We start from the raw sequence: 14,375 nt of genomic DNA, 5'->3' as shown, positions 1-14,375 counted from the left end.
GCCTTCCAGGGCAGGGGCACAAGATCGTCACCTATGTCGCCATCCACGGCATCAAAGGAGGCCAGCATGGATAACGTTGGTTGGAATTTCGACTGGCAAGCTGCCCGCATTGAGGCGGAGGTCTCACTCCGCAAGAATGACGAGGCGCTGATCCGGCAGATGCTGGCGGCGCTGGAGCGGTGCCGCTTCGACTCGCTGAACATGACCATCAAGGACATGCAGGAATGCGGAGACGCTGTAACCGCTGCCCGCGCCCGCCTGGAGAAAGCACCATGACACCTGAACAGATCGACGCAGTAGCGCTGAAGTGTTCCAACAGTTACTGGGCAGAGAACGGCAGTCGCTTCAATCATGACTTCGCCCGCGCCATCGAGGCCGAAGCACGGCGGGATGCGCTGGAAGAAGCGGCGAAGGTGTGCGAGTCCCAGTGGTCGAACGTTGCGGAGAAGCTGTACGGCATCGAATGCGCTGCCGTCATCCGCAAACTCAAGGAGGATATCCAATGAGCCTCAAGCCGTATTGCACACTGTGCGGCCACATATTCAGCCAGTACGAATGCCGAGAGGATCACATCCTGTGGTGCGCTAGGAGATACCCATGAGCAAACATGAACCCCTGGTTGCACACCTGCGCAGCCTTGAAGACCACAGATGCGATCTAGCAGCCGACGCCCTAGAAGCCCAGGCGCGAGAGATTGAGGGGCTGCAAGCTGAGCTTGCTCGCGCTCGTACGTCTGCCGAGTTGATCCGCGAAGGATTGCGAACTATTAATGAGGTGGAGCCATGAGCCGCAGACTCCGAGAGCGCGAGGACGTCTACAACGCCAAGCACTACCCCGAGCGCTGGCAGGACGAGCGCGACGAAGACGAAGAAGAGCTACCGGAGCGGGAAGAGCCGGAGCCGATTCACACGACACATTGAGCCTTCGGGCTCTTTTTTATTGGGAGAACGATATGCAAGTAAAGCGAATTGATTCAAGCGACGAGAACGTCAGCAAGTACGTTTTCGACTTCGGCAACGCGGTGGCAGAGGCGGTGTTGTACAAATACCCGACCTATGAAGAGCGCACGGTGATCTGCTGCAGCACACAGAGCGGGTGCCCGGTGGGCTGCCGGTTCTGCGGCGCGGGTGATGCGTTCGTGCGCAGCCTGACCGGCGACGAGATCGTGGCTCAGGTCCAGCACCTGTTTGCAGATCGCGGCATTGACCCCGAGGCTGTGCAGCGCTGCCAGATCATGTTCATGAGCATGGGGGAACCGCTGCTGAACTTCGGCGGCCTGTCGGACGCAATCCGTAAGCTGCATGCGCTCTACCCGCGCTTCGCGTTGCTCATTAGCACCTCTGCGCCAGATGTGGACTACGAGCGGGTGCGCGACCTGTCTGTCGAAGTGCCAACGGTGGGCCTGCAGTTCAGTGTGCATGAGAGCACTGACGAGGCACGCAATGCACTGATCCCGTTCAAGGCAAAGTTGACTCTCGCGCAAATTGCGAAAGAGGGCGAACTCTGGTTTCGAGCCACAGGAAGAGAGCCATTTTTCAACTACTGCGCTCACGACCGCAATACATCCCATGAAGATGCCGAGCGCATCTATCAGATTTTCAATCCGATGTTCTGGCAGGCCACCATCAGCGTGGTGTGTGAGCGCGACGAGTCAGTGGCGGCCGCTAACATCAGGCAACGCCAGTTGGCTACGGACTTCATGGAGAAGCTGAACGCATACGGCTACCCCACACGCTGTTTTGACCCTGCGGGACAGGACGACATTGGCGGCGGCTGCGGGCAACTGTGGTTCGTTCAGGAGTGGATGCGCAACAACCCCGAGTTGGCACGGCCCAGCATTGGCCGGAGCATCCCCATCGTGCACGCTCCGCGCTGCATGGAATGAGCACTGCCTGACAGGCACCCCCACCCCATCAACAGCCCCGCAAGTCGGGGCTTTTTTACGCCCCTACACCATGCGAATCATCAAACTGCTTTTGCTTGCGCTGCTTACTGCCTGCGGTGGTGGCGGCTCCCTCTACTCTGACGGTCAGTCGAACTACTACGACTTTGACTACACCACCACCCTTGACGAGCCCTATGAAGCTCTTGCTGGTGGGGCGGTTCTCACTCTGCAGGCCCGCATTGTGTGGGCAGGCGAGAAGGGGCAACCAATCACCACAACCCAGCATGTCCCCTTGGGGTTTGTGCAGATCACCGACAAGAACACGGTGAAGAACTCGGATGGTCAGCCCATCTGGACCCATGGGGCTGGGGCGTTTGTCGGTGCCAATGGTCTTGCTTTGGAGCTGTGGAACCGCGTGGACGGTGTGACAGTCGGGACTTTCTGGACGCAGGAGTACGGCCGGTGCGTGTTCACCACGGACGGCAAGGAAACCGGCGCATCGAAGTGCCTGGACGTGTTCCCCAATCCATCGGGCTACCTCACCGCCGCCCCGGGCTTTCAGCTTAAGAAGGGCGCGCCCTACATCCTGACCATGTACTTGCAGGAAGTCTCGCCCGGGCGAATGATGCTCAGGGCCAAGCTGTACGAGGCCACGGAGACAGAGGCTGTGCAGGTTCAGGAGGGGATGGTGACGTTTGACAAGGCCAGCCACTTCCCGGACGCAACCCAGCAGCTACGGGCGGCGATTGCGCGGACACCGGGCTCCATTGGTGAGCCGGTGGTGAGTTACGAGTTCCTGGGCGATCTGATCGGCTGGGAGGACACGGGGCGCAGGCTTAGCGCCAAGGAATCTGAATGGATGAATGGGGAATGAGATGAACGACTTGATGACACTGGCTGACATCAGCGAGGCAATGAACTTGAAGTACGCGTACACCAGGGACCGACTTGTGAAGCGTCCAGACTTCCCCAGGCCCGTGGTATCTTTGTCGCAGAAATGCAGGCGCTGGGATCGCGGTGACTTCAACACATGGTTGGGGAAGCATGCGAAGAAACAGGCCCGCTGAGTACGCACAAATTTACGCACACACGCACGCAAGGCGCATGAAACCTAGAAATGCGATTCCGGCCCCGGGCACCACAGTCAACAAGGCCGGTAGCTTCCACAAGCTATCGGCCTTTTTGCTGGGCAGGACCATGTGACACCTGCACGCGCCATACCGTACCCTCCCCATGACCGCCCAAGACCTGATCGCACACGCCACGGTGCTTGCCTACCGGCTTGCAGGCTATGCCTTGCAGAACATGGCCGAGGACGCAGCCCTGCTGGCGATGATGTTCTGCTGACCGCCGCGTCCGCAGCCCCCACACGTTGCGCTGAGCATCAGCGCGCGGCCAGCAATAAAAAATCCTGCTCATAGCCCTTGAGCGATTGCGCAGCGCGCAGCCGGTGCGCGGGAGTCATGGCGTTGTGCAGGCGCGAAAACCCTTCGCAGCCTTCGACCACCAGGGCTTGTGCGTAGCGCTGGTAGGCAGTGTCAGGGGACGTCACCACGCGGTCCAGAAAACCCAGCATCAGCACACGGGCCTGGGCGGTGTTGCCACGGTCGGCCTGGACGCTGCGCAGCACCTGCACCAGGTCCTTTTGCCTGCGCACCCGCTCGACGTAGGTGCGCAGCGGGTCGAAGGCGGACTGGGCGATGAAGGCGCGCAGCACAGCCTTTTGCGGCTCGTCCAGCGGGCCATAAAAGGTTTCGAGCCGCGAGGACAGGTCCTTGAAGCGGCGCTCGCGCATCTTGCCGGGCGACGGGTCCAGCCATTCGGATTTCCAGTCAGCGTTGCTGTCGGCCTGCTTGCGCTCCAGATTGCGGATCTGCGCCTCGGACAGCTGTGAGGCCAGCCACACCACCTTGGGCTCGGCCTGGGCCAGCACCTTGTCAAGCTGTGTACGTGCCTCGTCATAGATGCGGCAGGCCTGCTCGGAGGTGATGGCGGCAGGCAACTGCTGCTGCACCCTTTGCAGCAGCTCGGCATGCTGGGGCAACATGGTGTCCCGGTGCCAGCGGTGCAGGTCACCCAGGTCGCCGCGTACGCGCTCGGTCTGTGCGTCCGACAGGTCGAGGTAGCGGTTCAGCTGCCAGTAGGCGAGGTGGGGCACCTGGTTGTACGCCAGCCGCACGGTGCTGCAGCCCACCAACAGCACACCGGCCGCAGCCAGGGCGGCGATGCACAGTGTTGTGCGCAGGCGGGACAAAACGGGCACGGCGGCTCCAGGCAACAAGGATTGCGCAGGATAGGCCCAACGCTGTGCACGCAGACCACGGAGCGCAGATACCCCGGCCCGCACACCAGGATTTAGCTGAGGCGGCGCAACCGCACGAACCCAGCGCCCTGCCCAGCAAGGGTTGCTCAGAATAGGCTGGGCCAGCGCGCGGGCTCAGTTGTCCTGTCGCCGGATCAACTGACGGCCACTGGCGGTGATGGCCAGCTCGCCACCCGACCCCTTGGTGATGAAACCCCACTCCAGCAGGCGCCCGGAGACATGGTCCTTGAGCGCGTGGGGCAGCGTGATGACTTCGCCCATCTCCAGTTGCTTGAGGGTCTCGATCTCGTCCACGGTGGGGTCGAAATGCGGAGCGTGGTAGGTGGTCATGGTGATCGCTCTCCAACAAGGTTGCTGAGTGAAAGACAGACTTCCGCGCGGTCAGATTAGTTCACAGCCTCCGTGGGCGCAAGCGCGTCATCCCGCTACCGGCGGGCTACCCACCTCGGCCATGTGCTGCAGCCAGCGCGCGAACGTGGCCAGCACCGGGGGCTGGGCTTGTGCGGGGCTGATGAGGTAGTACGCCCGCTCGCCGCGCAGCGGGCGGTTGCAGGCCACCACCAGCTCGCCGCTGGCAAGTTCGGCCTCGATCAGCAGCGGCGGGATCAGCGCCACGCCCATGCCATGCGTGGCGGCCACGGCCAGCATGGAGAACAGCTCGTAGCGCGGGCCATCCAGCGCGTGCGGTGCCTCCACCCCCATGGCATCGAACCACTGGCGCCAGCCGTAGGGGCGCGTGCTTTGCTGCAGCAGCGGCAGCTCGGCCAGCGCTTCAGCGGCCACAGGCTGGTGCGCGCGGCCCCGGCCCCGGGGCGCTGCGGATTCGAGCAGGCGCGGGCTGCACACGGGCACCACGTCTTCGTGCATCAGCAGTTGCGCCTGCACGCCGGGCCAGTTGGCCACCTGCTCGGGCGTGCCGGCATACAAGGCGGCATCGAAGGTGGTGTCGGCAAACAAAAAGGGGCGTGTCTGCGTGTCGATGTGCACCACGATGTCCGGATGCTCCTGCGCCAGTTGCGGCAGGCGCGGGATGAGCCAGCGAGTGGCAAAGGTGGGCACTGCCGCCAGCGTGAGGGTGCCGCCCTCGCCCTGGTGCGCCATCACATCCAGCGTGTCCCGCTCCAGCCCTTGCAGCCAGCGCGCCACCTGGCGGCCATAGTGCGCGCCCGCAGGCGTCAGCACCACGCCGTGGCGCGTGCGGCGAAACAGTGCCACGCCCAAAAACTCTTCCAGCGCCTGGATCTGGCGCGAGACGGCGCTTTGGGTGAGCGACAACTCCTGCGCGGCGCGGGTGTAGCTCTCGTGGCGGGCGGCCACTTCAAAACAGGCCAGGGCCTGGGTCGATGGAATGTTGCGGCGCATGATGAAGAGGAATTTTTAAGTGGTTAGCCACGCCCTGGCGTAGCTTGTCGCCAGTATTTCATACATTCCATAAACGCATGTCTGGATGAAAAGAACTCGCTTGCGGGCTGTCACCCCAAGACCTACGATGTGCACCAGACCCTTTTCTTTCCTTTTCTTTTCGACCGGAGACACACATGGCCCACGCCGCTTTTCAATGGGATGACCCCTTCCTCCTGAGCCAGCAACTGACCGACGACGAGCGCGCCATCCGCGATGCCGCCGCTGCGTATTGCCAGGACAAGCTGGCACCCCGCGTGCTGGACGCCTTCCGCCACGAAAAGATGGACGTGAGCATCTTCCGCGAGATGGGCGAAGTGGGCCTGCTGGGCCCCACCATCCCTGAGCAATACGGCGGCCCTGGCCTGAGCTACGTTGCCTACGGCCTGATCGCCCGCGAGGTGGAGCGTGTGGACTCGGGTTACCGATCGATGGCCAGCGTGCAGTCGTCGCTGGTGATGGTGCCGATTTATGAATTTGGCAGCGAAGCCCAGCGCCAGAAGTACCTGCCCAAGCTCGCCAGCGGCGAGTGGATCGGCTGCTTTGGCCTGACCGAGCCCGACCACGGCTCCGACCCCGGTAGCATGGCCACGCGCGCCTACAAGGTCGATGGCGGCTACAAGCTCAAGGGCAGCAAGATGTGGATCACCAACAGCCCGGTGGCTGACGTGTTCGTGGTCTGGGCCAAGGAAGTCTCCGAAGGCGGCGCCGTGGGCCCGATTCGCGGCTTTGTGCTGGAAAAGGGCATGAAGGGCCTGACAGCCCCCGCCATCCACGGCAAGGTGGGGCTGCGCGCCTCCATCACTGGCGAGATCGTGATGGACGACGTGTTCGTGCCCGAAGAAAACGCGTTTCCTGAAGTGCAGGGCCTGAAGGGCCCCTTCACCTGCCTGAACAGCGCGCGCTACGGCATTGCCTGGGGCGCGCTGGGTGCGGCCGAGTTCTGCTGGCACACCGCCCGCCAGTACACGCTGGACCGCAAGCAGTTTGGCCGCCCCCTGGCTGCCAACCAGCTGATCCAGAAGAAGCTGGCCGACATGCAGACCGAGATCGCCATCGGCCTGCAGGCCTGCATGCAGTTTGGCCGCATGAAGGACGCGGGCACTGCCAGCCTGGAAGGCACCTCCATCATCAAGCGCAACAGCTGCGGCAAGGCGCTGGACATTGCCCGCCTGGCGCGCGACATGATGGGCGGCAACGGCATCAGCGACGAGTTCGGTGTGGCCCGCCACCTGGTGAACCTGGAAGTGGTGAACACGTATGAAGGCACACACGATGTGCATGCGCTGATCCTGGGCCGCGCCCAGACAGGCATCGCCGCATTCGCCAACTGAGCGGGCTGCGCGCCCACATCCGGCAAAAACACCGCCTTTGCGGTGTTTTTGCCTTGTAGCGCTAGTCAATCATGCGCTGACAGCTATCAATTTCATAGTACACCACACCATGACCACCCCCTCTACCTCTCCCGGCGCCCTCGCAGGCATCAAGGTGCTCGACCTCTCCCGCGTGCTGGCCGGGCCGTGGTGCACGCAGATCCTGGCCGACCTGGGCGCGGACGTGGTCAAGGTGGAGCGCCCCGGCGTGGGCGACGACACGCGCCAGTGGGGCCCGCCCTTCCTGAAGGACGCCGAGGGCAACGACACCCACCAGGCCAGCTACTACACCGCCTGCAACCGCAACAAGCGTTCCGTCACCATCGACATGGCCTCGCCCGACGGGCAGGCGCTCATCCGGCAGATGGCGCAAGAGGCCGACATCGTCGTAGAGAACTTCAAGGTCGGCGGCCTGAAGCAATACGGCCTGGACCACGAGAGCCTGCGCGCACTCAACCCGCGCCTCATCTACTGCTCCGTCACCGGCTTCGGCCAAGACGGCCCGTATGCCGAGCGCGCGGGCTACGACCTGATGGTGCAGGCCATGACGGGCCTGATGAGCATCACCGGCCAGGCCGACAGCCAGCCCGGCGGCGGCCCGATGCGCGTGGGCGTGGCCGTGATCGACCTGTTCACCGGCCTGTACGCCAGCAACGCCATCCTGGCCGCACTGCATGTGCGCGACAACGCCACCCATGGCACCGGCCAGGGCCAGCACATCGACATGGCGCTGCTGGACGTGGGCATGGCCGTGCTGGCCAACCAGGCCTCGGGGTTCCTCGCCACCGGCAAGGCGCCCGGCCGCATGGGCAACAGCCACCCCAGCCTGGCGCCGTACCAGGACTTCCCCACGCAGGACGGCAACATGCTGCTGGCCATCGGCAACGACGGGCAGTTCCAGCGCTTTTGCGCCGCCGCCGAACAGCCCCAGTGGGCCAGCGACCCGCGCTTTGCCACCAACACGCTGCGCGTGCAAAACCGCACCGCGCTGATCCCCGCCATGGAAGCCGTGACCCGCACGCGCACCACGGCCGACTGGATCACGCTGCTGGAAGACAAGGCCGTGCCCTGCGGCCCCATCAACACCATCGCCCAGGCGTTTGACGACGCGCAAGTGCAGGCCCGTGGCCTGGCCGTGACGCTGTCGCGCTGGAAGGACGGCGAGGCCGCCACCGACAACGTACAGCAGATCACCGGCGTGGCCAGCCCGCTGCGCCTGTCGGCCACGCCACCGGTGCTGCGCAACGCCCCGCCTGCACTGGGCCAGCACACCGACGAAGTGCTGCGCGAGATGGGGCTGGACCCAGCGCGCATTGCGGCGCTGCGGGCCAACGGGGTTTTGTAGCCAGACGCACACCGCATCGGCCTGCGCGACGCCCCGCCATGGAACGGTCTTGCCCTGACCGGCAAGGCCGTTTTGTTTTCGCTGTCTGAATCCAATCAGGCTCTGGCGCTTATCCATCAAACTCCAATAGCTATCAATTTGAGAACAACGCAAGAGGCTCGCGGCGCCCACCAGTGCTTACCCCTCGGCAAAAAAGGCATATACAAAAAATTACACAGCTCTCCATAATGGCAACGGGAATCTCTCCGGCGCGGCGCACAGCACGCGCTGGTTGACCGAGACGAAAGGCACAGTAGGACAGCCGCCGCAACCTACGGAGGATGTCAGGCTGGGCCGCATGCACCTTGCACCGCCCCAGCGGCGAATCGTGGACCCCACAGGAGTTCTCCATGAAGCTCAGCCTCAAGCTCCCCCTTGCCTTCACCGTGTCGCTGCTTTTGCTGTTTGCGGCGGCGCTGTTTGGCATCAGCCGCCTGAACCAGGCGCTCGACACCTACCAGACCACCGTGGCCCAGAGCTTCGAGCACGAGCGCATGGCGGCGGGCATGCTCAACAACTTCAAGGTGCAGGTGCAGGAGTGGAAGAACGTGCTGCTGCGCGGCAAGGACCCGGCCCAGCTCACGCGCTACTGGGCCGCGTTTGAAAAGCAGGAAAAGGCCATCAAGGACGAGGCGCAAAAGCTCATCGCCGCCCTGCCCGCCGGCGAAGGTCGAGAGCGCGTGAGCCAGTTTGCGCAAGCGCACGAGCGCATGGGCGCCGCCTACCGCAAAGGGTTTGAGGCCTTCAAGGCGGCCGACCACGACCCGCAGGCCGGCGACAAGGCCGTTGCAGGCATGGACCGCGAGCCCTCGCAGCTGCTGGACCAGGCAGGCGACCTGATCGCCCAGGCCAGCAGCGCCGTGGCAGAGCGCGCTGCAGGTGCCGCGCAGCGCGCCACCACCATCAGCCTGGTGGTGATGCTGGTGGTGTGCGCTCTGGGCATTGCAGGCGCCATTGCCTTCAGCCGCACCGTGGTGAATCCGCTGGACAACGCGGTGCGCGTGTCGCAGGCCGTGGCCAGCGGCGACCTCACGGTGGCGCGGCAGGTGCAGGGCAAGGACGAAATCGCTCTGCTGCTGAACGCTCTGCACGACATGCAGTTGAGCCTGTCGCAGGTAGTAAGCAATGTGCGCAACAACGCCGACAGCGTGGCCGCCGCCAGTACCGAAATCGCACAGGGCAACAACGACCTGTCAGCCCGCACCGAGCAGCAGGCCAGCGCGCTGGAAGAGACCTCGGCATCGATGGAAGAGCTGAGCTCCACCGTGCAGGCCAATGCCGAAAACGCGCGCACCGCCAACCAGCTGGCCGTGAGTGCCAGCACCGTGGCCGTGCAGGGCGGCGATGTGGTGGCCGAGGTGGTGACCACCATGAAGGGCATCAACGACAGCAGCAAGAAGATTTCCGACATCATCAGCGTGATCGACGGCATTGCCTTCCAGACCAACATCCTCGCGCTGAACGCAGCCGTGGAGGCTGCCCGCGCTGGCGAGCAGGGCCGGGGCTTTGCAGTAGTGGCCAGCGAGGTGCGCAGCCTGGCCCAGCGCAGCGCGGACGCTGCCAAGGAGATCAAGACCCTGATCCACGCCAGCGTGGAGCGCGTGGAACTGGGCACCACGCTGGTGGACAAGGCGGGCGCAACGATGAACGAGGTGGTCAGCGCCATCCGCCGCGTGACCGACATCGTGGGCGAGATCAGCGCCGCGAGCAGCGAGCAAAGCGCAGGCGTGGCCCAGGTAGGGGACGCCATCACCGAAATGGACCAGGCCACGCAGCAAAACGCAGCGCTGGTTGAACAAAGCGCCGCGGCCGCCGACAGCCTCAAGGTGCAGGCGCAGCAGCTGGTGCAGGCGGTGGCGGTGTTCCGGCTGGCAGACACCGACGCCAACACCCCCAGGCAGGCCAGCATGCCCGCACCGGGCCACCGCCAGCCCCGGCTGGCCGCAGGCTGAAGCGGCGCAGCAGTTTCAAGCCAAATCGGCCAGATGCGCTAGTGGATCATGCGCCAACAGCTACACAAATAGTAGCAACTGGCGCCTTCTCAGGCCTCAGCCAGCGCAGGGGTTGCCTGCTGCACGGTGGCCAGCGTGGGCGAGGCCAGCTTGCGCAGGTAGGCCATGGTCTGCAGGCAGGCCTGGGCCACCTCGGTGCCCTTCTTCACGAAATGCTCGCGGAAGAAGCGCACATGGTCTTCGTGGTCGTGGAAGTCACGCGGCGTGAGCACGGCCGACATCACCGGCACCTCGGTGTCGAGCTGCACGCGCATCAGGCCGTCAATGACGGCGGTGGTCACAAACTCGTGGCGGTAGATGCCGCCGTTGACCACCAGCGCACAGGCCACGATGGCGTCGTAGCGCCCGCTGCGCGCCAGCTTGCGGGCCAGCAGCGGAATTTCGAACGCGCCGGGCACGTCAAACAGCGCCACCTGCGCGGGCGGCAGGCCGTGGCGGTCGAACTCGGCCAGGGCCGCGTCGCGGGCCTGGCGCACGATGTCCTGGTGCCAGCTGGCACTGATGATGGCCACGCGGGCGCCACGGTGTGCGGCGACGGGGGCCAGGGGGGAAACGGAAGATGCAGAAGACTGATTCATGGGTTCCTCAAAACAGGTATGGCCAGAATCAGGGCGCGCGCGAACACTGCGCCTGCACAGGGCGGCAAAGGCCTCCCAGCGCTTGCGAGCGGGCTTAAAAAGCACGCAGGCAGACGCCCATGGCCCAGCCACCCATGGCGGGTGCTCTAGGGATGTCCTGCATAACTCCCTGCGGTTCGCGGTAGCGCGGTCTCGGGCGGTCCGCTGCGTTGCTTTTCTTGCCAATAGCCGCGCTATTAGCAAGAAAAGTCGCCTTGCGGCCCATCCCGATCCGCACTACCACGGACTCGCGAGGGATATGCAGGACACCCCTGGTTTCGCGATCTCTTTCATCCGGACTATGACCGTCGGCCCTGGTTTCACACCAGATCTGCTGACCCTGAGGGCATGTTCCTAAGAACAGCACCGCAGGCGCTCGCGGGCTCCTGCTGCCTTTTCAGGCCACAGATACCGCCGGTGGGGAATTTCGCCCCGCCCTGAGAACGCTGTCGGCCCCGAAGGTCATTCGGGGCCGACGACCGGGATTTTAGGTGGCGGGCGCACGGCACGCCGTCGCGAACGCGATTGCCTGCACTGGCAGTGGCGGCTTGTGCGACCTGCACACGGCCGTTTTTTGACGCGGTCTGCTCAACGCACGCGCTGAAACCCGCCTTCGGCCCAGGCCGCAGCACTGGCGGGCGTGAGCTTGAAGCTGGGCGGCGCGGACGCACGCGCCACCTCCTCACCCAGCTCGTCCTGCGCGCTCAGCGTGGCCGTGGCGCCTTCCTCGTCCGGCACGATGGCCAGCGCCACGCGCAGACGCTGCCCGTCAGCGGTAGTGATGTGCACGCTCTTGTTCAGCTGCGCGTGCAGTTGCTGCTCATGGCGGCGCACCACCTCGCTCGCGGTCTTGACCAGGGTGTGGAAGGCCGACACATCCAGCGGTTTGGGGTTCTTCTTGTCACGCCCCATGGTCCAGGGGCCCACCAGCGCGGGCTCGGCTTCACCCTTCAGCGTCATGGACACGGCCCAGCCGTCGTCATCCTCGTTCTTGATGACCTGTGCCGTCCAGCGCCCATCGCTCCAGCAGCGGGGTTCCTGGATGGTGTCGGGCGTGTCGGGTGCGTCGGTCATGGAGAAAAAGGCCTGGGTTGCGGGAAAGGGCGCAGAGCATAACGGCAGGGCTTGGCCGCCTCAATTTCCAATAACCATTGGTTATCGAAAAGGGCCGTGCATAGCGCGGACCTTGTCACTCTGCCGAAGGGTCCGGCGCCACGCCCGCCGTCTCGCGCAGCACGTCGATGAAAGCCTGCGCCGGAGGGGTGGGCGGCTCGCCCAGCCGGGTGATGAGGCCATAGCTGGGCATGCGGTCAGGCAGCTCGACGGGGATACGCGAAAGCAGCCCCCGGTCCACGTATTTCTGGATCAGCGCAGCGGGCTGCAGCGACATCATGTGGGTGGTGTTCATCAGCTCCAGCGCAAACAAAAAGGACGGCGTCTCCACCACCCCCGCCGTGAGCGCCAGGCCCGCGCCGCCAAACAGGTCGTCCGACACCTTGCGCACCGCCGTGGAGGCGGGGTACAGAATCCACGGCCAGTGCGCCAGCTCGGTGAGCGACAGGTCGGTGGCGCCGCGCAGCGGGTGGTGCTGCCCACCCACCACATGCAGCGGCTCGGCGGACAGGTGCTCGTAGTGGAACTGGCTGCGCTGGTCCTCGGTGGTGAAGCGGCCGATCATCAGATCGATCTTGCGCTCGGCCAGCCAGGCGATGAGCTGGTCGCTGCTCTGCTCCAGGATCTTGATGACCAAGAGGGGCCGCAGGCGCTGGAGCTCCACCACCGAGGCCACCAGCACATGCGCGGCCGACCCGGTGATGGCGCCCACCGTCACATGGCCATGGCCGCCCTGCTTGAGGGCGTTGAACTCGTCCACAAACTTGCGCTGCCCATCGAGCGCCGCGCTGGCGTAGCGCAGCGTGAAAAGCCCCAGCTCGTTGGGCCGCATGCCACGCGAGAGGCGATCGAACAAACGCGCCTCCAGTATCTCCTCGATGTCCATCAGGATCTTGGTGGCCGCAGGCTGCGTGACGTGCATCTGTTCGGCCGTCAGGCGGAGGTTGCGCGTGCGGCCCAGGATGTCCAGAAACTGCAAATGCCGAAAGCGCAGCCGCGCGCAGGCCTGCGCCAAAGACAAGGGTTTACCCGGAAATTCGTCTGGACTCATAAGCGTTTGGAATGGATTGTCGCAAAACATTCAGTGGACCCGCAGAAGCGCGAAACCTAACCTTCGCCTTGCGTTCATGACGGCTTGCCCAAAAAAGCTGCATACGCCAACGGCCTCGCCAGCGGGGTCCCGCCATTCCAACGGAGACAAGACACCATGCAATTCCATTCCCTCGCCAAATCCTTGGCGCTTGCCACCACGCTGCTGGCCGCCCTTACCACCCCCGTCGCGGCCCAAGTCAAGGAACACACCTTCAAGGTCGGCATCGGCCTGAGCGACGACCACCCGCAGGCCCAGGCCGTGCGCCACTTTGCCGAGCGCCTGCAGGCCAAGAGCGGCGGCAAGATGAACGCCAAGCTGTTCGCCAGCGGCGCCCTGGGCAACGACGTGAGCATGACCTCGGCCCTGCGCGGCGGCACGCTGGAGATGACGATTCCGGATTCATCCACGCTGATGTCGCTGATCAAGCCCTTTGGCGTGCTGAACCTGCCACTCACCTTCAACACCGAGGCAGAAGCCGACGCCTTGCTCGACGGCCCCTTCGGCCAGAAGCTGCTGGCCATGCTGCCCGACAAGGGCCTGATCGGGCTGGGTTTCTGGGAGAACGGCTTTCGCCACGTGACCAACTCGCGCCGCCCCATCAACAAGGCGGACGACCTGACGGGCCTGAAGCTGCGTGTGATCCAGAGCCCCCTGTTCCTGGACACCTTCAACGCGCTGGGCACCAACGCCACGCCCATGCCGTTTACAGAGCTGTACACGGCCATGGAGCAGTCTGCCGTGGACGGGCAGGAAAACCCGTCCGCCACCATCCTGGCCAGCAAGTTCTATGAGGTGCAAAAGCACCTGGTGCTGTCGCGCCACATGTACAGCGCCTGGGTGCTGCTGATGTCCAAGAAGACCTGGGATAGCCTCTCGGCAGACGAGCGCAAGATCGTGCAGGAGGCCGCCCGCGAGGCTACGCTGTTTGAACGCAAGACCATCCGCGCCTTCAGCGAAACCGCCCTGGGCGAGCTGAAAAAGGCCGGCATGCAGATCACCGAACTGCCCGCCGCTGAGCAGGCCAAGCTGCGCACCAAGCTGCAGCCTGTGCTGGCCAAGTACGGCAAGGAGTTTGGTGAAGAGACCACCAGCGAAATGATGGGTGAGCTGACCAAGGCGCGGGGCGGCAAGTAAGCCACTGGTTCGCTCCCCAGGGCGCAGCTTCCGGCTGCGT

General features: G+C 64.4%; 16 protein-coding genes and 1 riboswitch. Of the genes, 10 read left to right on the top strand and 6 right to left on the bottom strand.

Annotated features, from left to right (window positions below; translation table 11 throughout):
• The 6 genes from AC1Q64_RS22570 to AC1Q64_RS22545 all read left to right on the top strand — a co-directional run.
• On the top strand, positions 1 to 276 hold a 276-nt coding region (locus AC1Q64_RS22570; RefSeq protein ID WP_492252907.1), incomplete at its 5' end, for a hypothetical protein.
• On the top strand, positions 273 to 506 hold the full coding sequence (locus AC1Q64_RS22565) for a hypothetical protein (RefSeq protein ID WP_492252906.1): 234 nt from the start codon (positions 273 to 275) through the stop codon (positions 504 to 506). The genes AC1Q64_RS22570 and AC1Q64_RS22565, both read left to right, overlap by 4 nt.
• Before the next feature lie 91 nt (positions 507 to 597).
• Positions 598 to 786, top strand: a complete 189-nt coding sequence (locus AC1Q64_RS22560) for a hypothetical protein (protein WP_492252905.1) — start codon at positions 598 to 600, stop codon at positions 784 to 786.
• Positions 783 to 920: a hypothetical protein gene (locus tag AC1Q64_RS22555; RefSeq protein WP_492252904.1), complete on the top strand. Its 138-nt coding sequence runs from the start codon at positions 783 to 785 to the stop codon at positions 918 to 920. The genes AC1Q64_RS22560 and AC1Q64_RS22555 overlap by 4 nt, the downstream gene beginning before the upstream one ends.
• A gap of 32 nt (positions 921 to 952) precedes the next feature.
• On the top strand, positions 953 to 1,885 hold the full coding sequence (locus AC1Q64_RS22550; protein WP_492252903.1) for an rRNA methyltransferase: 933 nt from the start codon (positions 953 to 955) through the stop codon (positions 1,883 to 1,885).
• Positions 1,886 to 1,955: 70 nt separating this feature from the next.
• Positions 1,956 to 2,759, top strand: coding sequence for a hypothetical protein (locus tag AC1Q64_RS22545; RefSeq protein WP_492252902.1), 804 nt, complete (start codon positions 1,956 to 1,958; stop codon positions 2,757 to 2,759).
• A gap of 510 nt (positions 2,760 to 3,269) precedes the next feature.
• Here the strand turns inward: AC1Q64_RS22545 and AC1Q64_RS22540 are convergent.
• The 3 genes from AC1Q64_RS22540 to AC1Q64_RS22530 form a co-directional block, all read right to left on the bottom strand.
• Entirely contained in the window at positions 3,270 to 4,148 is an 879-nt protein-coding gene (locus AC1Q64_RS22540; RefSeq protein ID WP_492252901.1) for a DUF6279 family lipoprotein, read from the bottom strand.
• A gap of 174 nt (positions 4,149 to 4,322) precedes the next feature.
• The gene (locus AC1Q64_RS22535) at positions 4,323 to 4,538 is read right to left on the bottom strand and encodes a hypothetical protein (protein WP_492252900.1); all 216 of its coding nucleotides are present in this window, start codon (positions 4,536 to 4,538) and stop codon (positions 4,323 to 4,325) included.
• Positions 4,539 to 4,625: 87 nt separating this feature from the next.
• Positions 4,626 to 5,570 carry a LysR family transcriptional regulator gene (locus AC1Q64_RS22530; RefSeq protein WP_492252899.1) on the bottom strand — a complete coding sequence of 315 codons (945 nt, stop codon included), beginning with the start codon at positions 5,568 to 5,570 and terminating at the stop codon, positions 4,626 to 4,628.
• A gap of 176 nt (positions 5,571 to 5,746) precedes the next feature.
• On the opposite strand from AC1Q64_RS22530, the gene AC1Q64_RS22525 reads away from it, so the two are divergent.
• The 3 genes from AC1Q64_RS22525 to AC1Q64_RS22515 all read left to right on the top strand — a co-directional run bounded on the left by AC1Q64_RS22525 (position 5,747) and on the right by AC1Q64_RS22515 (position 10,318).
• Positions 5,747 to 6,943: an acyl-CoA dehydrogenase gene (locus tag AC1Q64_RS22525; RefSeq protein ID WP_291439885.1), complete on the top strand. Its 1,197-nt coding sequence runs from the start codon at positions 5,747 to 5,749 to the stop codon at positions 6,941 to 6,943.
• Positions 6,944 to 7,052: 109 nt separating this feature from the next.
• On the top strand, positions 7,053 to 8,327 hold the full coding sequence (locus tag AC1Q64_RS22520; RefSeq protein ID WP_492252898.1) for a CaiB/BaiF CoA transferase family protein: 1,275 nt from the start codon (positions 7,053 to 7,055) through the stop codon (positions 8,325 to 8,327).
• A gap of 389 nt (positions 8,328 to 8,716) precedes the next feature.
• Entirely contained in the window at positions 8,717 to 10,318 is a 1,602-nt protein-coding gene (locus tag AC1Q64_RS22515) for a methyl-accepting chemotaxis protein (protein ID WP_492252897.1), read from the top strand.
• A gap of 89 nt (positions 10,319 to 10,407) precedes the next feature.
• Here the strand turns inward: AC1Q64_RS22515 and AC1Q64_RS22510 are convergent, their stop codons facing one another.
• The 3 genes from AC1Q64_RS22510 to AC1Q64_RS22500 all read right to left on the bottom strand — a co-directional run bounded on the left by AC1Q64_RS22510 (position 10,408) and on the right by AC1Q64_RS22500 (position 13,159).
• Positions 10,408 to 10,956: a 6,7-dimethyl-8-ribityllumazine synthase gene (locus tag AC1Q64_RS22510; RefSeq protein WP_492252896.1), complete on the bottom strand. Its 549-nt coding sequence runs from the start codon at positions 10,954 to 10,956 to the stop codon at positions 10,408 to 10,410.
• A gap of 317 nt (positions 10,957 to 11,273) precedes the next feature.
• Positions 11,274 to 11,444: riboswitch (FMN riboswitch) on the bottom strand.
• Between the two features lie 139 nt (positions 11,445 to 11,583).
• Positions 11,584 to 12,069 carry a hypothetical protein gene (locus AC1Q64_RS22505; RefSeq protein ID WP_291439434.1) on the bottom strand — a complete coding sequence of 162 codons (486 nt, stop codon included), beginning with the start codon at positions 12,067 to 12,069 and terminating at the stop codon, positions 11,584 to 11,586.
• A 115-nt stretch (positions 12,070 to 12,184) separates the two neighbouring features.
• On the bottom strand, positions 12,185 to 13,159 hold the full coding sequence (locus AC1Q64_RS22500) for a LysR family transcriptional regulator (RefSeq protein WP_492252895.1): 975 nt from the start codon (positions 13,157 to 13,159) through the stop codon (positions 12,185 to 12,187).
• A 156-nt stretch (positions 13,160 to 13,315) separates the two neighbouring features.
• On the opposite strand from AC1Q64_RS22500, the gene AC1Q64_RS22495 reads away from it, so the two are divergent.
• Complete coding sequence (locus AC1Q64_RS22495) at positions 13,316 to 14,335, top strand: TRAP transporter substrate-binding protein (protein ID WP_492252894.1); 1,020 nt, start codon at positions 13,316 to 13,318, stop codon at positions 14,333 to 14,335.
• The last annotated feature ends 40 nt before the right edge of the window (positions 14,336 to 14,375 follow it).

The organism is Acidovorax sp. GW835-FHT14G06 (assembly GCF_058793595.1).
The sequence above is the reverse complement of the archived record's forward strand: the minus strand, read 5'-3'. Positions and strand labels throughout refer to the sequence as shown.